Origin of the sequence: Bacillus cereus group sp. Bce019 (genome assembly GCF_051781745.1) — a bacterium.
Lineage (GTDB): Bacteria > Bacillota > Bacilli > Bacillales > Bacillaceae_G > Bacillus_A > Bacillus_A cereus.
The window spans coordinates 19,663-39,555 of sequence record NZ_JBPWJX010000020.1 but is presented as its reverse complement, the minus strand read 5'-3'; the positions used below and the strand labels follow the sequence as shown (position 1 = coordinate 39,555).

Genomic DNA, 19,893 nt, shown 5'->3' with positions numbered 1-19,893 from the left:
ACGAATAACCTTGCTGTATTCCGCTATTCATTATAGCAACATCGCCTGCAAAATTACACAAAAAAACAAACCCTTTTATGAAAGGGTTTGTTCATTGTCTACATATTCAGCTATTTTTTGAACAACGCCAGGTTCAAGTTGCTCTAATACTGAAGCCGCTTGTTCTAAAGCTGCATCGTATTGGTATTCACGGAATAATTTCTCAGCATAATTTAAACTTTCTGCTAAGTTTTCATCATGACTACGGTAACGGTTACCGTACTGAATTAATTTTTCCACTAAATATGCTTGTCCAATTAACTCTTCTGTCATTTCAGCTACACCGTTCACAGTTGTGTATGCTTCTTCTAAACTGCTATTTACAGCGTTCATATTTAACGGCTTCACTTCTAATTGTTCATATACAGCTTGCATTGCCATTTGCCCTCTTTTTAAATCTTCCATAATACTCTCTGGAAGACCTGGCAAATTCGACTTTTGCATAAAGCGTTTCGTTTCGAAAATAGTGTTTCGCATTTCTTGTAACTTCTCACGTGCTTCAAATTCTTCTTTGCGCATCGCTTGCAGCATTTCTTTATATTCTGCATGAAGTACTTTTAACGTTTCACATTGCTCATAAACCTCTTCTAGTTCCTCACGAATAATAGAGAAGGCAATATCTTGTTCTGCAACGCGTAATTGTAGCATTTCAAAACGTTTCGTTAAAATGTGCATTTGCTTTTCAATTACTTTTTGAGACTCAATGTCTTTATCTTGTAACTGATAGCTTTGTTTCACAAGTTGTGTTTCTGTTTTCGTTTCAATCGTTTCGATACGCATTTCTTCTAAGTCATCGTAAACAGAAAGTGTTTTTTGCTCCACATAATGTCTCGCATGTACTTCTTGTTCCAATTGATCGTAGAAGCCATCTAAACGTGTTTTTAAATTTTCTACTTTTTCAGCCGCTTCTGTTATATGAAGCTCCTGTATATCCATTAAACATGTTTGTAGTTGTTTCGTCATATCGCGAACTTCTTTAGGGACTTCCAAATAATCTAATACATAACCTTGTCTTACCATATCATTATGTCCGTGTAATAAATCTTCCAGCTGAACTGGTAACGTCGCTTGACACTCTACCAATAAATCTGGAATTTGGTGAATAATGATTTCTAAATCTGCTAAACCTTCTTCCAAACTAATAACAATTTCTCTCGCTTTTAAATAGTCGCCATTGTTTGTTGCTTCTTCAAAGGTTTTAAATTTCTCAGATTCAGCGTCTAGCATCTCTTCGATTTTCTGCTCTGCTGCTCCATACATATGTCTATGAGCAAGAACACTCTTTTTCATACTACGATATGTATCACGTAACCCTTCAATTTCCGAGCTATTTTTCTCATGGCTTTCTAACAATTGCTGTAATTCATTTAAAATGTCAGTAATACGATTATCAGCGTCATCTAAACCACTTATGGATTCGTTCATCGCATGCTTTGCTTTTCGGAAGGAGAATTGCGAGGCGAATTTTCGCGCTTGCGCTAAATCTTTGTCAGCTTTCGGAAGGGTTGTTGATACAATTTCATCCCATTCTTCACGCCATTTACCAAATAGTTCTTCTGTTTGACCCGTCATGTTTAAATCTTTTACCCGTTTTAGTTCATCTGCCACAGGTTTATCTTTTATCTCTTGTTTCCACTGCTCCAGTGCTTCAATATCTTTATATGAACGATTTCTTATCACAAGCTCTATCATGAGCAGCACTAGAATAGAGCTTACTACAATGATAACGATCGTCAGGATAGAATCCATGCAAAAAAGCCTCCTAGTTATATCTCTTTTTTTGTCCGTTCCGTTTATGAAATGGAAGGCATTATGTATAAAAAGGGAATTCCCCTATATTTAACAACTAACAATGTACTAATCATACCATGTAATGGTTTGTTTTTGACCTAGTTTTTTTTAAAATTTCATGTTTCTTTCAATGTGATTGTAATCTTTCTCAATATTCCGCCTACCTCACTACCTATCCTCAAATAATTGTAATAACAAACAATCTTTCGTATGGGATACGAAATAAATTTTCCGCATGAGTGGTGGTTCAACAGAAATTACATGTACATTTCCTTGCCTTACAGACTGCTCTACTGCCCTTTCTGGAAGTAACGTGATACCAAGGCCAGCTTTTACCATTGCAAGCATCGGTTCTGCGTAAGATGTTTCCACAGCTATAGTTGGTTTTACACCTATTTCATGAAACATGTTCATAATCATTTTCCTTACATCACATATTTCTGGATATACAATTAATTTTTCATTGTGCAGCTCTTCTATTTGAATGACTATCTTCTCTTTGTACGGATGATTATTTGAAACGGCACAAACAATTTTCTCTTGTTGCACTTCTTTTATATACGTAGCACCTTCTACTACTGAATCGATGAACATCGCGTCAATCTCCCGCGCTTTAAATAAATCTCTTAATACTTCCGTATGCCCGATTTGCCATTCCACTTCGAACTCATCACCTAATATATTTTTACATTCTGATATGTAATGCTCCGCTAAACTCGGTAGTATACCAATTGAAAACTTCCGGTTCCCTTGATACCCCCTCATTTCTGTTTTCACTTCATTTATTTGCTCCAAAATCGGTAACATTCTTTTTATAAATAACTCTCCTGCCTCCGTTAACTCTACTCCTTGCGCAGAACGTTTAAGTAAAGTAACCTCTAAATCCACTTCTAACTTTTGAATTTGTTTACTAAGCGCTGGTTGTGATATATGTAAAATCTTACTTGCCTTTGATAAACTTCGCGTATGCTTCACTTCAATAAACGATCGTACTGCCTCCAAATCCATCGTACACACCTCTAACAAAAAGTTATAACCGTTATAAGAAATCGATATTTCCTCCTATAAACAATTACTCTTTATACTTATTTCATCAACTTACTATAACGAAATGTAAAGGGGAAAGATACTCTTGAACAAAAAACAAATGCTAATCGGATCCTTTCTATGCTTACTCGCCGTCACTGCCTGGGGATTTATGTTTCCTGTAATGGCAAATGCTCTGCAATTTATCGATCCATTCTTCTTCACAACGATTCGCTATGGATCAGCAGCTATTATTTTTCTTATTTTGCTATTAATTACTGAAGGAAAGACTTCACTCCGCTTAGAAAAAAGAACACTTTCTCTATTCTTTTACGGGACAGTCGGTTTCGCCGGGTATGGTTTTCTCGTTTTCTACGGACAACAACTTGCCGGACCTTCCGGAGCAATCCATGCAGCTATGATTCAATCCCTTATGCCACTGATTGCCTTATCACTGCAATGGATAACGAAAAATCGCCGCCCACAAAACTATACATTCCTTTGTATGTTCGTTGCATTACTTGGTGTTATGCTTGTCATTTCAAAAGGAAATATTGAATTACTATTTGGAGCTGCAAGCCACTTATCAACAAATATATTGATGCTATGCGGCGTTACTTGCTGGGTCATTTATACAAACGGGGGTGCTCGTTTTCAATCTTGGTCACCACTTAGGTACACGACATTAACTTGTTTATTTGGCTCCATTTCACTCATCGTTATTGTTACTTTCTTAACGTACACAAATATAGTTACTATGCCGTCACTGCGTACAGTTGTGAGCGTTCGTTTTGAGCTCTTTTATATGTCGATTATCGCAGGCGTTATCGCTGTATTTTGCTGGAATATGGGAAATCGCTATATTTCATCTATTAACGGCATATTATTTATGAATTTAGTTCCTATCCTTGCACTGATCGGTTCTATCTTTCGAGGTTATACAGTCGATAAAATTGAAATCGCTGGAGCTGCATTAACAATTATCGCGCTATTATGTAACAATTTATGGCAAAGAAAAGTAAACATAAAAATCCCCACCTCAGTTCGTTAGGTGGGGATTCTTCACATATGAACAGCTCTTGGCCATTCACGGTACATATTTGCCTTACATAATGCTTGTTCCATCCATTGCTCAATCTCTTTCGTGTACATTTCTATGAAAAATGTCTCAGACGGGAAAGAATGCAGTACTTCTGATATATATTGTGGATATAAAAACGGCATATTTATCATACCTTTTAATTGCGTCATAAACATTGTAAATGATACTTTCTGAAATTCTTGTTTCATTTGTCCTTGTCTAATCATTTGTTCTATATAATATCTTTCTTTAGAAAAATAAACGGTCATCACTTCACGAATTAATGTCGTATCAAGCGAAAGCTCTCGGTAGAAGAAACGTGTTAGTTCTCTATTTTCAAATTGATATCGTAAAATCCCGCGCACCATTTGCACCATCACATCTTTAGCCGACAAATACTCTCTCTGTTCAAACGACATTTCAATCACATGAATATATCCTTCTAAAAAATCAGTAATAAGCTGTTCTAATAAACCTTGCTTCCCAGCAAAATAATATGAAATATTCGCTACATTCACATCCGCTCGCTTTGCAATGTCTCGCACCGACGTTCCATCATACCCTTTCGTATTAAACAACGATATTGCCGCATCAATTACTTTTTGTTTCGTCTGCTTCATGCGCTCACTTCCCCTCACTGAACAGCTATAGTTTAAATTTCTTGACTTTTAAGACAAATTCCTTTAATTTTCTATCGACAAAGTCATGTGAAATACATCGTATTTTGCTAATATTTTACACATCTCGATAAAAAAGGAGCTGTTTCCATGTTTACTAAAGAAAGTTATGCAGGGTCTCGCGTGCAGCAATATGAGACAGTAATTAAACAACTGGATGCGTTATTAACTGGCGAATCAAACGTAGTCGCAAACTTATCAAATGCGTCCGCATTATTAAACCAATTTTTAGATCGCGTTAATTGGGTTGGCTTTTACGTAACAGAAGGAACTCAGCTTGTCCTTGGACCGTTCCAAGGAATGCCTGCTTGCGTACGCATTCCATTTGGACGAGGCGTTTGCGGCGTAGCAGCTGAAACGAAAACAACACAGCTTGTAGCAGACGTTCACCAATTCCCAGGTCACATCGCTTGCGATAGTGCTTCTAATTCAGAAATCGTTGTACCAATTGTGAAAGAAGGAGCTGTCATTGGTGTACTTGACATTGATAGTCCTGAAAAGAATCGTTTTGATGAAGTAGATCAGCGCTATTTAGAAAAGTTTGTGGAAACACTCCTAAAACATATGTAAAAAGAAAAGAGCGAGTTATCGATTTAGTACGCCCTGTACAAAACCGATAGCTCACTCTTTTTTCATTGATTTACAGTAGATATTTTCTTTAATGCCTGCTCTAAATCAGAAACGATATCCTCCCACGATTCTAAACCGACTGATAAGCGTATTAAATTATCGAAAATGCCCATTTCTTTTCTTAGTTCAGCTGGAATCGCAGCGTGCGTCATCGTTGCTGGATGCTGAATTAACGTTTCTGTATCTCCTAAACTCACCGCAATTGTAATAAAGTGAAGATCATTAATAAGCGCTTGCGTCTCTTCTTTTCCGCCTTTTACTGAAAAAGAAATAACACCGCCCCCGCGTTTCATTTGACGAGATGCTAACTCTCCTTCTGGATACCAAACATCTTCTACCGCATCATGTTTTCTTAAGAACGATACAATTTTTTCTGCATTATCACAATGACGATCCATTCTTACTGCTAACGTCTTTAACCCGCGTAATAATAACCACGCATCAAACGGCGCCATAATACCGCCGATATCCTTTCGCATCGGGCGAATCTTTTCGGCTAACGCTTTCGTTTTACAAATTGTTACCCCCGCTACAACGTCACCGTGACCACCAATATATTTTGTCGCACTATGCACAACAGCGTCACAGCCAAGCTCAAGCGGTCTTTGTAAATAAGGTGAACAAAATGTATTATCAACAATAACAAGTAAACCATTTTGCTTCGCAACCTGAATAACTTGTTTTAAATCGATTAATTTCATTGTTGGATTAATCGGTGTTTCAACGAAAATAAGCTTTGTATTTGGACGAATTTTATTTTCAATATCAACCTCTGTCTCCATCTCACAAAACGAATGCGTAATCATAAATTTTTCTTCTAACACTTCTAAAAAACCGTACGTACACCCATATAATCCATTTGAACAAATAATATGATCTCCAGCCTTTAAAAAACCGATTAAAGTTGCTGAAATAGCTGCCATACCAGATCCGAAGGCAAGTGCTTCTTCTCCTCCTTCTAACACCGCCATACGTTCTTCAAATAATTTCACAGTCGGATTTCCAAGCCTTGAGTAAATATAAGATGGATCCACTCCCGCAAAACTCGCCTCTCCTTGCTGCGCAGTCTCAAATGTAAATGTAGAAGTTTGAAATAAAGGTGGTGTTAAACTTCCTTTATGTTCCTCAGGTGTATAACCGTGATGAATTAACGCTGTCTCCATATGCTTCTTTTTCATAAAAACATCCCCCTTATGTTTTTATTGCCGCATATTCATCCATAAAAATTTGATGAACGTTTTCCCTCATTTTATGTAAGCGTTTTATTTGTGTTTCTATCTCTTCTTCTATATTGTTTTAAATTCCTTCTTATATTAATTTCCAAAATTTTTATGCATAAAACAAAAACGTACTCGCTTGACGAAACTCTGGGTAAAAGATATAATAGCGTTTGTGTAAAATAAAAAGGCAGCCTTGTAATGTGAGTTTATCGTTTGTATTTTGTTCCTCTACGGAGGTGTATCTCGTAACTCCCTGCTGCTGGAGCGAAGGTACATGAAAACAAAATGCCCGTAAATATCGATTACGTCTGTTTTTATTTTACGTAAATAAAAACATTTTTAAAGGAGGAGTCAACTATGGCTCGTTATACAGGTCCAGCTTGGAAACTGTCTCGTCGTCTTGGAATCTCTCTAAGCGGCACAGGAAAAGAATTAGAAAAACGCCCTTACGCACCAGGTCCTCACGGTCCTAACCAACGTAAGAAACTTTCAGAATACGGTTTACAATTACAAGAGAAACAAAAACTTCGTCACATGTACGGCATGACTGAGCGTCAATTCCGTCGCACATTTGACCAAGCAGGTAAAATGCCTGGTAAGCACGGCGAAAACTTCATGATCCTTCTTGAAGCTCGTCTTGACAACTTAGTTTACCGTATGGGCTTAGCTCGCACTCGTCGTGCAGCTCGCCAATTAGTAAACCACGGTCACATCATGGTTGATGGCGCTCGCGTAGATATCCCATCTTACCGTGTAAAACCTGGTCAAACTATCAGCGTTCGCGAAAAATCTAACAGCCTTGTTGTTGTTAAAGAAGCGATCGAAGTTAACAACTTCGTACCAGAATACTTAACTTTCGATGCTGACAAATTAGAAGCTACTTACACTCGTCACGCTGAGCGTTCTGAGTTACCAGCTGAAATCAACGAAGCATTAATCGTAGAGTTCTACTCTCGTTAATCTCGGTACTCTGCAAAGAGTATTATTAAAAGCCTTAGGAACCTTGTTTATCAAGGGGCCTGGGCTTTTTTTATTGAATATAGCCGATTATATGTATAAAAACAAAACAATGTAACAAAATAAAACTTAACCCTCTCTCTAGAATTTCATCCATTTTTTATCCACATTAATAAAAACCTCCCCCCTTCTTCTAACACTAAAAAAACACTACATTCTACCCCACAACTCATTTTTCTTTGCTGTACTCTCCTTTTGTTAACATGATTTTTACAACGTATTTATTTGTACATAATCTATACCTTCCCTTTTTCTATTTACATTCAACTTAAAAACCTCTTCATCACCCGAGCATCTGAATAAGATTAAAAAAACTTAATGAACAATTATCTCTTTAACTGCCGAATTATTAGAATATTCCATTTACAATCCCTTCCTTAAATTGGTATTATTTTCTTGTAAGAGGAGGGAAAGTTCATGTCTTTAAATATGTATCTCGGTGAAGTACAAGCTCAAACAGAAAGTATGAACTCTTTCTGTACCACTACTATTCAAGGTATGGAACAAATTATTCATTCTATTGACGCTTTTGCATTGGATACTGTTCTACAAGGACAAACATATAGCAGTGCAAAAGCATATTTCTTACAAACCTTTCGTCCCTTAGCACAAGGAATCATTTACTTATGCGAAGAATTAATCCGTCAGAATAATGCATTTCCAAATCAATTTCAATCACAAGTCGCTTCCACAGATGTAATCGAACAAGAGATATTAGAACAAATTCGAGAAATTGACCGAATGATAGCAAGTACGGAAGCAATCAATCAAGCTATGCCTATCTCGGGCATGGACGCTATAGTAAATCTATTTGCTGACATGAGGCGTAAACTTCAAGAAAAGCTAGAGCACCTATATGAATTTAATCAAACATCTAGTGATAACTATAATACAGCGATTCAATTAGCCGCTAGTATCACGACAGGTTTAGCTGAAGTACAAAGCGGAAAAGGTTTTAGTCCCGTCAGTGGTACATTTAGTACACAAGGGTTGAATATGGAATGGATAACCTCTATTCAAAAAATTGCAGAGGAAAGAGTCCAAGAAACCGAAATAAAAAAAGAAATTGAAGAAAAAATGGCTTTGCAGGAACAAGAAGCTAATAGACCGTGGTACCAAAAAACAGCTATTGGCGCTTGGGAATTCTTCCAAGGAATTTGTAATTCAGCTGCTGAAAACTTTACAGGCGTGGAATTACCAATGAGCAATGAATTAGAAAACAAAACAACCTTTCAAGCCGGAAATCTTGTGGGTAATTTTGTATCAGGGGTAGGATCTATTTTTGAAATTTTGGGCGGTATAGCTATTGTAACAGGATCAAATGTTGGAACCGTATTGTTAGAAGGAGTAACTTTCGGGGCAGCATCACCAATTGTTATCCCAGCTGATTTAGCTCTTACAACCGCTGGAGCAGGTGTTGCTACACATGGTACATTTGTATGGTATAATACCGTTCAAAATAGTATCGATACTTTGCAAAGGTTTCAATATTCTTTTGGTAAGTCTGGCGAAAGAGTTACGCAGACAGTAAAACCTAACTACAAAGACTATGTAAAAGCAGAGAAAGGACAAAGACCGCCAAATTTTACTCCTAAAGGAGCTAAGAGAGGTGGAGCTTTCAACGAAGCTAAGAGAGCAAGCGGTATTCCTGTTAATGAACAGCCAACTAAGGTGACACCAGCTGTAGATAAAAGAGGGAACCCTATTCTTGGAAGAGACTATCATTTCAAAGATGGTAAGATTATAAGAGAGCATTCAGGCGGTCATACTTATCCAGATGATCCATCTCAAAATAGAGGATCACATTTCAATGATGTACATGGGAATCATTATGACTATTAAAATTGAGGTGGTAAAATGAAGTGTTGGAATGAAGTAGAAGAAGATGCATTCTCATACTACAAATGGTTTAGTAAGGATGAAGCAATCAAAAGAGTCGGTAATTTACCAAATTTAAGTTTATTCAGTGTTAATGGCTCCATGTTATTTAGCTCAGATGAAAAAAAACAATTCAAAGAAGTATGTGGCACTGAAATCAAGCAAGTATTTATGAAACATGATTTGACTAATGTCTACAAATTCTACTTGCTTGCAGCTATTGAAATCAAAGACAAAAACTCTAAAATTGAAAAATACCGAAAGGTATGGAAAGCTCTTCAAACCAAATGGAAACTTGAGGGATTTAATAAGGGTCCAGAAGTTGAAATGGAAGTTGGAGGAACAACTTTCTACTCAAGTATTGCAGAGTTTTGTCTTGAGAAGCTTCCAGATGCCATTGAAATAGTTTCTAGTAATCCTAAAAGATTTACAATCATTGCAAGTAAAAATAATGATATAATTGCGGAAGAAAATGTTAGAAAAATCTTCAAAAAAGCATTTAATGAATATAACAAATGGAAAGATGAAATAGATTATTTTAACCTTTCCATTCATCTCTGCCCAAAAGATGATATAGTTTTTAGATGGGGAGATTCATTAGAGGAAGCGGAAATAGCTGCTATATTTAAAGGAGATATACTTACACTTTTAAATAGCTAACTGCAAAATCTTGCTAAAAATAACTATATTTCAATTAACCATCATAATATTTTAATAGAATTAAACTAAGAAAAATCCGACTCACAAAAGGTGGATTTCTTCATGTATCTAACATGTATACTGCTTTATTTGATCTAATATAAAAAATTAGGGAGGAGTAATTTTTGGCGTATTCTTTACAACCTGAAATACAAGCCAGCCTTACAAAAATTGATTTTATTCAGAGATATAAAGCATTATCAAAACAATTTCCAGATAGAGAAAACACATTTGAAAACTATGAAAACGAAAAAGCTATTGAAATATTTGAATCCCTTGGTTATAAAGCTCGTTTTATGAAAAAGGAAAACTTTTTTATTGTAGGTGAAGTAAAAAACAAAGATAGCTACGCCTTTAGATTTAACATCAGCTTAAAATATGGTGTTGCTGAATTAATTTGGGAAGCATGGCATAATGATGAAGTTAGAGTTGGAGACCCTTGGGACGTATTTATAAGATTGTTATCAAATGATATGGGAAAAGTACCCGTGTTATATTTCCACAGTTACGATGAACTCAAAGAAATCATGAAAATTGCCTTTGAAATGTACGAAGATTTTAAGCGAGAATTAATTCCTATTTATTCATAATTTAAAAAGCTACCGAAGACACCAAAACAGTTACTTCGAGTAGCTTTTATTTATATATATTAAAGTTATTTATTTTCCTCTTTTTGAACATATACATAAGCATCTTTCTGCTCTTTATGTATATCAACCTTCGAATTCTCTGCAAGCTGACCCGCATTTAGCAAAGAAAAAATAATCAACGCTTCTAGTGACATTTCGTTTTACCACTCCTTTCTAATTGTTATACGTTTATCATACCGCTTACATGTGATTTCCGTATGAACTCGAAAAGGAGATTAAAACAAAAAAAGCTTTGAGGAATTTCCCCAAAGCTTTTTATTTATTAGTAACGAATTAAGAAATATTTCTTCTTACCGCGGCGAATGATTGTAAATTTACCTTCGATGCGGTCGTTTTCTGTTACAACGTAGTCTAACGCTTGTGTACGCTCACCGTTTACGTAGATTGCGCCGTTCGTTACATCTTCACGTGCTTGACGTTTTGATGGAGAGATTTTGCTTTCTACAAGTAAGTCGATTAATACTGTATCTTCTGCAGTACGTTCTACAGATGGTACGTCCTTGAATCCTTGTTCGATTTCGCTTGCAGTTAGTTCTGCTACAGAACCGCTGAATAATGCAGCTGAAATTTTAATCGCTTGCTCTAATGCTTCTTCGCCGTGAACAAGTTTTGTCATTTCTGCACCTAATGCTTTTTGTGCTGCACGTTTTTCTGGTGCTTCAGCTACTTGTTTCTCAAGCTCAAGAATTTCTTCATGAGATAAGAATGTAAAGTATTTTAAGTATTTAACAACATCACGGTCATCTGTGTTAATCCAGAATTGGTAGAACTCGTAAGGAGTTGTTTTCTCTGGGTCTAACCAAATTGCGCCGCCTTCTGTTTTACCAAACTTCGTACCGTCAGATTTAGTAACAAGTGGAATTGTTAAACCGAATGCTTTCGCATCTTCTTCTGATTTACGGATTAATTCAAGACCAGCTGTAATGTTACCCCATTGGTCACTACCACCGATTTGTAGGCGGCACTTATGGTGTTGGTATAAGTTTAGGAAGTCGTATGATTGTAAAATCATATAACTAAACTCAGTAAATGAAATACCAGTTTCTAAACGAGATGCTACTGTATCTTTTGCTAACATATAGTTTAAACCGAAGTTTTTACCGATATCGCGTAAGAATGAAATTACATCTAAGCTACCAAGCCAGTCGTAGTTGTTAGCCATCGTTGCTGGGTTGTCCACGTTTTCAAACTCTAAGAAGTTTGAAAGTTGGTTTTTAATGCTTTCTGTGTAGTAAGCAACTGTATCTTTCGTATTTAATGTACGCTCTGCTTTTTTACCACTTGGATCACCGATCATACCAGTACCACCGCCAACAAGTGCGATTGGTTGGTGACCAGCTAATTGGAAACGACGTAACATTAATACTGGTAACATATGACCAATGTGTAAGCTATCTGCTGTCGGGTCGAAACCACAATATAATTTAACGCTTTCTTTTTCTAATAATTGCTCAAGGCCCTCAGCATCTGTTTGCTGATTAATTAGACCGCGAAATTCAAGATCTTGTAAAATACCCATATCCTACATACTCTCCTTTAAGTTCATTACTGGCGTGAAGGTTAAAAACATAAAAAAATCGCCCCTTCAAATAAGGGACGATTTTGATCATCGCGTTACCACCCTAGTTGCAGGCAAAAAAAGCCTACCACCTTATTTACATAACGGCTTAGCACCGTCTTTTCCCTTTTGAATACAATTCAATCGAAAAAAGATGCTCTAGGGGCGTAATTCGCGATCATCTATGTGCTGATTTTCACCGGCCATCAGCTCTCTAAAACAGGGAAATGATCACTACTTCTCCCTTTCCACGCTCAATTATTCATATACTTTTCTTTATACCATCATTTATATAGGCGTGTCAAATAGAGGTGGAATTTCACTTCTCTCCAATCCTTTACAACGTCGCAAGAAGTAATTTATTAGACATATAAAAGCCTCCCTCATCTATTCTTTTATAACTGTATACAGACGAGGAAGGCTCTTCGTTCAAATATTATTTTAGTTTTTTTATAATCTTTGCAGGATTCCCGCCAACTACTACATTATTAGGTACATCTTTCGTTACGACAGCACCAGATGCGATCACCGCATTGTCTCCAATTGTTACACCTGGATTAATAATTGCTCTTCCGCCAATCCATACGTTATCGCCAATTGTAACTGGTTTTCCGTATTCTGATCCGCTTATACGCTCTACCGGATCAAGCGGGTGCGTTGCTGTATAAATGTGAACACCTGGAGCTAACATACAGTTCACTCCGATTGTTACCGGGCATACGTCTAAAATGGTACAGTCAAAGTTCGCGTAAAAATTTTCACCGACATGAATGTTATAGCCGTAATCACATCTAAAAGAAGATTCAAGATGAATATTATCTCCTGTCGTTCCGAATAATTCTTTTACGATTTCGCTACGCTCTTTCAATTGCTCTTCTGGCGTATCATTTAATTTTCTCGTTAATATACGTGCTTGCTCTCTTTCTTGTACTAAAACTGGATCAGCCGGTATGTACATTTCTCCTAGTATCATCTTTTCCTTTTCTGTTTTCATCATACTATCCCCTTTAACTTATATATATGAGTTCATGATATCATAAAAAAGAAAGGCCTGAACATTTTTCGTTCAGACCTTTCTCTCTTAATCTTCCATCGTTGATAAGTCACCTGTTGGTAAATTCAGCTCCCACGCTTTTAATACGCGGCGCATAATTTTACCACTTCTCGTTTTCGGTAATTTATCTCTAAATTCAATTTGTCGTGGCGCTGCATGAGCTGCTAGGCCTTTCTTTACAAATTGACGAATTTCTTCTTTTAATTCATCAGATGGTTCGTATCCTGCTCGAAGTGCGATAAATGCTTTAATAATTTCGCCGCGCACCGGATCAGGAATACCAATTACACCAGCTTCTGCAACAGCAGCATGCTCGATTAATTTACTTTCTACTTCAAACGGACCAACGCGCTCACCTGACGTCATAATTACATCGTCAATACGTCCTTGGAACCAGAAGTATCCATCTTCATCCATATAAGCAGAGTCACCTGATACGTACCAATCTCCCGGCATGAAATAAGATTCATATTTTTGCTGGTTATTCCAGATCCCGCGCATCATAGATGGCCAACCTTTCGCAATTGCTAAGTTACCCATTGTGTAAGGAGGCACTTCATTTCCTTCATTATCAACAATCGCTGCTTTCACACCTGGAATTGGTTTCCCCATTGAACCTGGACGGATTTCCATACAAGGGTAGTTACAAATTACTTGTCCACCTGTTTCTGTCATCCACCACGTATCATGAATACGAAGTCCAAATGCATTCATACCCCAGCGAATTACTTCTGGATTTAACGGCTCACCAACGCTTAATACGTGACGAACTTGTGATAAGTCATATTTTTTAATTGCGTCTTGTCCAGCTCCCATTAACATACGGAATGCTGTTGGTGCGCTGTACCAAACCGTCACACCGTAATCTTGCAGTGCTTCATACCAAGCTTCTGGACTAAAGCGTCCACCTAAAATAACATTTGACGCTCCAACTAACCACGGTGCGAAAATACCGTAAGCTGTTCCAGTTACCCAGCCCGGGTCAGCAGTACACCAATATACATCGTCTTCTTTTAAATCTAATACCCACTTCGCCGTTTGATAGTGCTGAACCATTGCGTTTTGCGCATGAAGCACACCTTTTGGCTTACCAGTAGAACCAGACGTGTAATGTAGAATCAAACCGTCTTCACGGCCTAACCATTCAATATGTAATTCTTTTGAAGCTTGTTCAAATAACGGATTGAACGCTACCGTTTTACCGCCTTCTTCTACATTATCTCCAACAAGGAAAACTGTTTTTAAAGCCGGTAAATCATTTAATGGTACGCGCTCTAACAATTCAGGCGTTGTAATTAACACCTTTGCTTCGCTATCTTCTAAGCGATCGCGAACTGCGCCTTCCATAAATGCTTCAAATAGCGGTCCAACAATTGCTCCTAATTTCACTGCACCTAAAAGTGCGAAATATAACTCTGGAGAACGTGGCATAAAAATAAAAACGCGATCGCCTTTTTCTACATCGCCATAGTTCTTAAGGACGTTTCCTGCTTTATTAGAAAAATCCTTCATTTCCTTAAATGTATATTTCTCTTTTCGCGATCCATCTTGATAATAAAGAGCTACTTTATTCTTTCGATCGGATTTCGCATGCTTATCAATTGCCTCATACGCCATATTTACTCGGCCTGTTTCATTCCAAGTAAAGTTTTTATTAACCTCTTCCCAGTTAAAATTCGCGTATGCCTCATCATAATTCGGCAAATTATTTTCTCCTTTAATGACAGGAAGCGTTTCTACTTTCATACTTTACATCCCCCTCCTATGTATTCTATTATCTATTATAATGACATTATTTAAAATTTTCAGTATATTTGTTGATTTTTAGACAAATTTTTAATGACAAATTTCGATTCACATCGCATATATTATAAAGTACGATATTAATAGATTCACAAACCCTCAAGGTGGTGAGCAATACATTGATTCATAAAAAAATATATAATGCTAGAAACTTAAAAACAGCGAAAGGCACTTTAATTATTGAAGGTCCTGTCTCTACACATAACTTAGAAATGTATGAGTTTCATCCAGACTTAATTGCGTTTCGTCCTGCCGAGCAACAATATAAAGCAATTGTCGAAATTTCTAAATTACCAGAAGCTCGTCTCATTATTGCTAGACATGACCAAACAATTGTTGGATATGTTACATACTTGTATCCTGATCCACTTGAACGATGGTCAGAAGGAAAAATGGAAAACTTAATTGAGCTTGGGGCAATTGAAGTAGTCCCAGCCTTCCGCGGGAGTTCTGTCGGAAAGAACTTACTAGAGGTTTCTATGATGGACGATTATATGGAAGATTACATTATATTGACGACTGAATATTATTGGCACTGGGATTTGAAACAAACAGGATTGAATGTGTGGGAATACCGAAAAGTAATGGAGAAGATGATGAATGCTGGCGGGTTACAATGGATGGCTACAGACGATCCTGAAATTTGTTCACATCCTGCCAACTGTTTAATGGTCCGCATCGGTAAACGCGTTGATACGGATTCTATTCAAGCTTTTGATCGTCTACGTTTTCACAATCGTTTTATGTATTAATAAAGGGGGCAACTGGAATGATTGTAGAAGAAATTATGAATCAAAATGTAGTTACATTACATCCAAACGATACAATCGAAACAGCAATCCGAACGATACGCACGAAAGGCATTCGGCACATTCCAATTGTCGATCAAAATAATCACGTCGTAGGCATTATTTCTGATCGGGATGTAAGAGATGCAAGTCCGTCTATTCTAGATGAACAAGTTTCACTCGATATGCTACAGCAACCGCTCGAACTTATTATGAAACATCCTGTTATGACTTGCCATCCTCTCGATTTTGTTGAGGAAATTGCTACTTTATTTTTTGAAAATAAAATTGGCTGTCTTCCTGTTACAAAGGCCGGGAAGTTAGTTGGAATCATTTCTGAATCTACAGTATTACACACGTTAGTAAAATTAACAGGAGCACATCAACCAAGTTCGCAAATTGAAATTCAAGTAAAAAACGAACCTGGTATTCTTGGAAAAGTCGTTGCTATTTTTAGTGATTTACAAATAAATATCGTGAGCGTTCTCGTCTATCCAGCAAAAGATGAGAATGATAAAGTACTCGTTTTCCGCATTCAAACGATGAATCCTCTAAAAGTGATTGATGCACTTGAAGCAGAAGGCTACCGCGTATTATGGCCAAACATCATGGGGATGCAGGCATGAGTAGCGCGTTTATTTATTCGGATGACTTCCGGGGCTATTCATTTAGCCCTGATCATCCTTTTAACCAACTGCGCGTCACACTTACGTATGATTTATTACAAAAGGGCGGTTTCATCTCTCCCTCTCAAATCATCTCACCACGGACGGCTACAGATGAAGAAATCGCCTACGTTCATACAGAGGAGTACATAAATGCGGTAAAACGTGCTGGAGAAGGAAAGTTAGAAAAATCAATTGCAATGACATATGGACTTGGAACAGAAGATACACCGATGTTCCCAAATATGCACGAAGCAAGCGCATTGCTCGTTGGTGGTACATTAACAGCTGTCGATGCTGTTCTTTCTGGGAAAGTAAAGCACGCTCTCAATTTAGGTGGCGGCTTACATCACGGCTTTCGCGGCAAAGCATCTGGCTTTTGTATTTATAACGACAGTTCTATCGCAATGAAATATATTCAAAAGAAATACGGTTTACGCGTCTTATATATTGATACAGATGCTCATCACGGTGATGGCGTACAGTGGTCGTTTTATGATGACCCTAACGTATGCACAATTTCATTACATGAAACTGGTCGCTATTTATTTCCTGGAACTGGCGCTGTAAATGAACGCGGACAAGGTAATGGCTATAGTTATTCTTTTAACGTTCCACTCGATGCTTTTACAGAAGATGAATCGTTCTTAGAATCATATCGAACTGTTGTAAAAGAAGTTGCAGCGTACTTTAAACCGGATATTATTTTAACGCAAAATGGTGCTGACGCACATTATTATGACCCACTTACGCATCTTTGTGCGACAATGAATATTTACCGCGAAATACCGAAGCTCGCTCGTGAAATTGCTAATGAATATTGCGACGGTCGCTGGATCGCTGTCGGTGGCGGTGGCTATGATCACTGGCGCGTCGTTCCAAGAGCTTGGGCACTCATTTGGCTCGAAATGAACAACATCCAAAACATCTCAGGTTATCTCCCTCCAGAATGGATTGAAGCTTGGAAAGGACAAGCAGAAACAGAACTTCCCCTCACATGGGAAGATCCAGACAACATGTATAAACCTATCCCCCGTAAACCAGAAATTGAAGAAAAGAATGCATTAACTGTAGCGAAATCCCTTGAAATTATTCGGAATAATATGACAAAATCTTTATACTAAACGAAAAGGAGGCTCGTTTTTGAATAGCCTCCTTTTATTTAAAGCTTGCTATTATTGTCGTTTTCTGTCGGTAAGTCGATATATTTTAATAATCGCTGATATATTTCGAATTGCGCCGATATATTCTAATAATCGCTGATATATTTTTATGTACTAATGGATTTTATGAGGAAAGGTCGTGATATTATGTGGATATAACAAATGATCCACACGAAACGTGGCACATTTGAGCTTTTTACTAAAGGCAGTGGCGAACCGCTTTGTATTACACATCACTATTCACAATTCAATGAAACTGGTGATTACTTTGCGGATGTTTTCACTTCTACGCATCGTGTATTCCTCATTAATTTACGAGACGTTGGTAACTCGTTAAAAGCCAATTCAGAAAAAGAATTAAGCATGATTGAAACGATTCACGATTTAGAAGCTATACGAGAAGCTTTACAACTTCCAACATGGCATTTCGCTGGCCATTCAACAGGTGGTATGCTTGGACTTTTATATGCAATTACATATCCACATTCCTTACAATCATTAGTCGTGGTCGGAACCGCAGCAAGTAACTACACCGAAACACCCTTTTGCATTTATCACCCAGCACATCCACAGTTTCATTATATGCAAAAACTCATCGAAAACTTAAAAAACCCTCACCTTACAGATGAAGAACGGAAAGAACTAGCTACTAAGAGAACAAAATTATCATTGTATAAACCAGAAAACTACAACTCTTATTTTTGTAAACCAATCAATAAAACAATTTCCGTTAGCCGGATGAATGCTTTCGCCAATGAATATCCTTCATTTGATTTAAGAGAGAATTTACCTTCCATCCAAACAAAGACACTTATTATATGCGGAAGATATGATGTACAGTGCCCAATTCAGTATTCTATCAAGATGCATGATGGGATACGTAATTCTATCTTCATTCCATTTGAAAACAGCAACCATTATCCTTTTTTAGAAGAGGCTACTCAGTTTACTTCTACTACTCAAACATTTTATAAATCGTTAGTACCGTTATTATTAAGAAAACCTAAACACTGACAAAAAGCTCACAGCCTCTATAAGACTATGAGCTTTTTTCAAAAGAAATATTTCACACTAAAAACAACTAAAAAAATACAAGAAATAACAACTAAACCCACATCAAGTAATACCGACTTTTTATCTCTATCTTTTAAACTTACCTTAGAGCTAGAAATGCTTTTAATTACCCAAAAGATCGCAAAAAAGAACCAACCGAAATGATTATTCGTAGAATCTTCATCATAAAACATTTGTATTGCACCAATAATCAATAAGATAAGTACGATATTAGTTCCAATCTTTAAAGCCTTGTTTGATTTATTATCTTTTAATATATCCCCCAACATATAGCACGCCCCTCATGCTCTCCTCTGTTTTGTTTCTCTTTACATTTTAACATAAATTACCTATTCCTTCCTTTTCATTCGAATAACATACAAAAAACCTGCCAATTACTTGGCAGGTTCCCTACACATTAAAACGATAACCAGCTCCCCATACTGTTTCAATATATTGCGGGTGGGCAGGATCTCTTTCAATTTTTTCACGTAGCTTTCTAATGTGGACGACAACAGTGGCTAAATCACCAGCGGAATCTAATCCCCAAATGCGTTCAAATAACTGTTCTTTATTTAATACTTGGTTTGGATGTGTGACAAAGAATGTTAATAAATCAAATTCCTTCGTTGTAAATGCCACTTCTTCATTGTTTATAAAAACTTTTCTCGCTCGTTGATCGATAGAAATTCCGTGAATATATAACGTATCACGTTGCTTACTTACATTTCCTAATAATCTTTCATAACGGGCAATATGCGCCTTTACTCTTGCGACTAATTCACTCGGGCTAAACGGTTTCGTTATATAATCATCCGCTCCTAATCCAAGTCCGCGAATTTTATCTATATCTTCTTTTTTTGCTGAAACAAGTAGAATCGGAATATCTTTTACAGCACGTATTTGTTTACAAATTTCGAATCCGTTCATTTTCGGGAGCATAATATCTAAAATAATTAAATCATATTCTTCTTGCAAGGCTATTTGTAAACCTGTTTCTCCTGAATGCTCTACATCAACTTGGAAATCATTAATTTCTAAATAATCTCGCTGTAATTCTGCAATACTTACTTCATCTTCTATTAATAAAATTCTTTTCAA

Annotated in this window: 20 protein-coding genes and 1 other annotated feature; of the genes, 10 read left to right on the top strand and 10 right to left on the bottom strand. The window is 37.0% G+C overall.

Annotated elements, in window-relative coordinates; genetic code table 11:
- Positions 1-75: 75 nt before the first annotated feature.
- Positions 76-1,788, bottom strand: a complete 1,713-nt coding sequence (gene ezrA, locus ACS2QP_RS22205) for a septation ring formation regulator EzrA (protein ID WP_000377303.1) — start codon at positions 1,786-1,788, stop codon at positions 76-78.
- 210 nt (positions 1,789-1,998) lie between these two features.
- Complete coding sequence (locus ACS2QP_RS22200) at positions 1,999-2,838, bottom strand: LysR family transcriptional regulator (protein WP_438882855.1); 840 nt, start codon at positions 2,836-2,838, stop codon at positions 1,999-2,001.
- Between the two features lie 124 nt (positions 2,839-2,962).
- Between ACS2QP_RS22200 and ACS2QP_RS22195 the strand changes: the two genes are divergently transcribed.
- Positions 2,963-3,907, top strand: coding sequence for a DMT family transporter (locus tag ACS2QP_RS22195; RefSeq protein ID WP_153581592.1), 945 nt, complete (start codon positions 2,963-2,965; stop codon positions 3,905-3,907).
- Positions 3,908-3,918: 11 nt separating this feature from the next.
- Here the strand turns inward: ACS2QP_RS22195 and refZ are convergent, their stop codons facing one another.
- A complete protein-coding gene (gene refZ, locus ACS2QP_RS22190; RefSeq protein WP_153581591.1) occupies positions 3,919-4,557 on the bottom strand; it encodes a forespore capture DNA-binding protein RefZ in 639 nt (212 codons plus the stop codon).
- 147 nt (positions 4,558-4,704) lie between these two features.
- Here refZ and ACS2QP_RS22185 point away from each other — a divergent pair, with 147 nt between their 5' ends.
- Positions 4,705-5,184 carry a GAF domain-containing protein gene (locus ACS2QP_RS22185; protein WP_000494342.1) on the top strand — a complete coding sequence of 160 codons (480 nt, stop codon included), beginning with the start codon at positions 4,705-4,707 and terminating at the stop codon, positions 5,182-5,184.
- A 62-nt stretch (positions 5,185-5,246) separates the two neighbouring features.
- On the opposite strand, the gene megL is transcribed toward ACS2QP_RS22185, so the two are convergent.
- The gene (gene megL / locus ACS2QP_RS22180; protein ID WP_153581590.1) at positions 5,247-6,422 is read right to left on the bottom strand and encodes a methionine gamma-lyase; all 1,176 of its coding nucleotides are present in this window, start codon (positions 6,420-6,422) and stop codon (positions 5,247-5,249) included.
- A 399-nt stretch (positions 6,423-6,821) separates the two neighbouring features.
- Here megL and rpsD point away from each other — a divergent pair, with 399 nt between their 5' ends.
- From rpsD to ACS2QP_RS22160, 4 genes are all read left to right on the top strand, one after another.
- Positions 6,822-7,424 (top strand): 30S ribosomal protein S4, encoded by a 603-nt coding sequence (gene rpsD / locus ACS2QP_RS22175; protein ID WP_000135317.1) that lies wholly within the window; start codon positions 6,822-6,824, stop codon positions 7,422-7,424.
- A 474-nt stretch (positions 7,425-7,898) separates the two neighbouring features.
- Positions 7,899-9,323, top strand: a complete 1,425-nt coding sequence (locus tag ACS2QP_RS22170) for a T7SS effector LXG polymorphic toxin (RefSeq protein WP_438882854.1) — start codon at positions 7,899-7,901, stop codon at positions 9,321-9,323.
- A gap of 15 nt (positions 9,324-9,338) precedes the next feature.
- Positions 9,339-10,019 carry a hypothetical protein gene (locus tag ACS2QP_RS22165; protein ID WP_063537685.1) on the top strand — a complete coding sequence of 227 codons (681 nt, stop codon included), beginning with the start codon at positions 9,339-9,341 and terminating at the stop codon, positions 10,017-10,019.
- Between the two features lie 164 nt (positions 10,020-10,183).
- On the top strand, positions 10,184-10,648 hold the full coding sequence (locus tag ACS2QP_RS22160; RefSeq protein ID WP_063537687.1) for a hypothetical protein: 465 nt from the start codon (positions 10,184-10,186) through the stop codon (positions 10,646-10,648).
- A 65-nt stretch (positions 10,649-10,713) separates the two neighbouring features.
- Here ACS2QP_RS22160 and ACS2QP_RS22155 read toward each other — a convergent pair whose 3' ends face one another.
- From ACS2QP_RS22155 to acsA, 4 genes are all read right to left on the bottom strand, one after another.
- Positions 10,714-10,842: a hypothetical protein gene (locus tag ACS2QP_RS22155; protein ID WP_000050940.1), complete on the bottom strand. Its 129-nt coding sequence runs from the start codon at positions 10,840-10,842 to the stop codon at positions 10,714-10,716.
- 128 nt (positions 10,843-10,970) lie between these two features.
- Positions 10,971-12,227: a tyrosine--tRNA ligase gene (tyrS, locus tag ACS2QP_RS22150; RefSeq protein WP_438882853.1), complete on the bottom strand. Its 1,257-nt coding sequence runs from the start codon at positions 12,225-12,227 to the stop codon at positions 10,971-10,973.
- Between the two features lie 70 nt (positions 12,228-12,297).
- Positions 12,298-12,526 (bottom strand) — a binding site (T-box leader).
- Positions 12,527-12,702: 176 nt separating this feature from the next.
- Entirely contained in the window at positions 12,703-13,263 is a 561-nt protein-coding gene (locus ACS2QP_RS22145) for a maltose acetyltransferase domain-containing protein (RefSeq protein WP_002026426.1), read from the bottom strand.
- 84 nt (positions 13,264-13,347) lie between these two features.
- The gene (gene acsA, locus ACS2QP_RS22140; RefSeq protein ID WP_000862049.1) at positions 13,348-15,066 is read right to left on the bottom strand and encodes an acetate--CoA ligase; all 1,719 of its coding nucleotides are present in this window, start codon (positions 15,064-15,066) and stop codon (positions 13,348-13,350) included.
- Between the two features lie 176 nt (positions 15,067-15,242).
- On the opposite strand from acsA, the gene acuA reads away from it, so the two are divergent.
- The 4 genes from acuA to ACS2QP_RS22120 all read left to right on the top strand — a co-directional run bounded on the left by acuA (position 15,243) and on the right by ACS2QP_RS22120 (position 18,753).
- The gene (gene acuA / locus ACS2QP_RS22135) at positions 15,243-15,875 is read left to right on the top strand and encodes an acetoin utilization protein acetyltransferase AcuA (RefSeq protein WP_000581388.1); all 633 of its coding nucleotides are present in this window, start codon (positions 15,243-15,245) and stop codon (positions 15,873-15,875) included.
- A 17-nt stretch (positions 15,876-15,892) separates the two neighbouring features.
- Positions 15,893-16,537 (top strand): acetoin utilization AcuB family protein, encoded by a 645-nt coding sequence (locus ACS2QP_RS22130; RefSeq protein WP_000634583.1) that lies wholly within the window; start codon positions 15,893-15,895, stop codon positions 16,535-16,537.
- Complete coding sequence (gene acuC / locus ACS2QP_RS22125; RefSeq protein WP_017674370.1) at positions 16,534-17,700, top strand: acetoin utilization protein AcuC; 1,167 nt, start codon at positions 16,534-16,536, stop codon at positions 17,698-17,700. The genes ACS2QP_RS22130 and acuC overlap by 4 nt, the downstream gene beginning before the upstream one ends.
- Before the next feature lie 201 nt (positions 17,701-17,901).
- On the top strand, positions 17,902-18,753 hold the full coding sequence (locus ACS2QP_RS22120) for an alpha/beta fold hydrolase (RefSeq protein WP_438882852.1): 852 nt from the start codon (positions 17,902-17,904) through the stop codon (positions 18,751-18,753).
- A 38-nt stretch (positions 18,754-18,791) separates the two neighbouring features.
- Here ACS2QP_RS22120 and ACS2QP_RS22115 read toward each other — a convergent pair whose 3' ends face one another.
- Positions 18,792-19,082 (bottom strand): hypothetical protein, encoded by a 291-nt coding sequence (locus ACS2QP_RS22115; RefSeq protein WP_098851859.1) that lies wholly within the window; start codon positions 19,080-19,082, stop codon positions 18,792-18,794.
- 121 nt (positions 19,083-19,203) lie between these two features.
- Complete coding sequence (locus tag ACS2QP_RS22110) at positions 19,204-19,893, bottom strand: response regulator transcription factor (RefSeq protein WP_153581576.1); 690 nt, start codon at positions 19,891-19,893, stop codon at positions 19,204-19,206.

Coding starts and splice junctions, on each gene's coding strand:
- ezrA (WP_000377303.1), bottom strand. CDS start 1,788: ATGGATTCTATCCTGACGATCGTTATCATTGTAGTAAGCTCTATTCTA.
- ACS2QP_RS22200 (WP_438882855.1), bottom strand. CDS start 2,838: ATGGATTTGGAGGCAGTACGATCGTTTATTGAAGTGAAGCATACGCGA.
- refZ (WP_153581591.1), bottom strand. CDS start 4,557: ATGAAGCAGACGAAACAAAAAGTAATTGATGCGGCAATATCGTTGTTT.
- ACS2QP_RS22185 (WP_000494342.1), top strand. CDS start 4,705: ATGTTTACTAAAGAAAGTTATGCAGGGTCTCGCGTGCAGCAATATGAG.
- megL (WP_153581590.1), bottom strand. CDS start 6,422: ATGAAAAAGAAGCATATGGAGACAGCGTTAATTCATCACGGTTATACA.
- rpsD (WP_000135317.1), top strand. CDS start 6,822: ATGGCTCGTTATACAGGTCCAGCTTGGAAACTGTCTCGTCGTCTTGGA.
- ACS2QP_RS22170 (WP_438882854.1), top strand. CDS start 7,899: ATGTCTTTAAATATGTATCTCGGTGAAGTACAAGCTCAAACAGAAAGT.
- ACS2QP_RS22165 (WP_063537685.1), top strand. CDS start 9,339: ATGAAGTGTTGGAATGAAGTAGAAGAAGATGCATTCTCATACTACAAA.
- ACS2QP_RS22155 (WP_000050940.1), bottom strand. CDS start 10,842: ATGTCACTAGAAGCGTTGATTATTTTTTCTTTGCTAAATGCGGGTCAG.
- tyrS (WP_438882853.1), bottom strand. CDS start 12,227: ATGGGTATTTTACAAGATCTTGAATTTCGCGGTCTAATTAATCAGCAA.
- ACS2QP_RS22145 (WP_002026426.1), bottom strand. CDS start 13,263: ATGATGAAAACAGAAAAGGAAAAGATGATACTAGGAGAAATGTACATA.
- acsA (WP_000862049.1), bottom strand. CDS start 15,066: ATGAAAGTAGAAACGCTTCCTGTCATTAAAGGAGAAAATAATTTGCCG.
- ACS2QP_RS22130 (WP_000634583.1), top strand. CDS start 15,893: ATGATTGTAGAAGAAATTATGAATCAAAATGTAGTTACATTACATCCA.
- acuC (WP_017674370.1), top strand. CDS start 16,534: ATGAGTAGCGCGTTTATTTATTCGGATGACTTCCGGGGCTATTCATTT.
- ACS2QP_RS22120 (WP_438882852.1), top strand. CDS start 17,902: ATGATCCACACGAAACGTGGCACATTTGAGCTTTTTACTAAAGGCAGT.
- ACS2QP_RS22115 (WP_098851859.1), bottom strand. CDS start 19,082: ATGTTGGGGGATATATTAAAAGATAATAAATCAAACAAGGCTTTAAAG.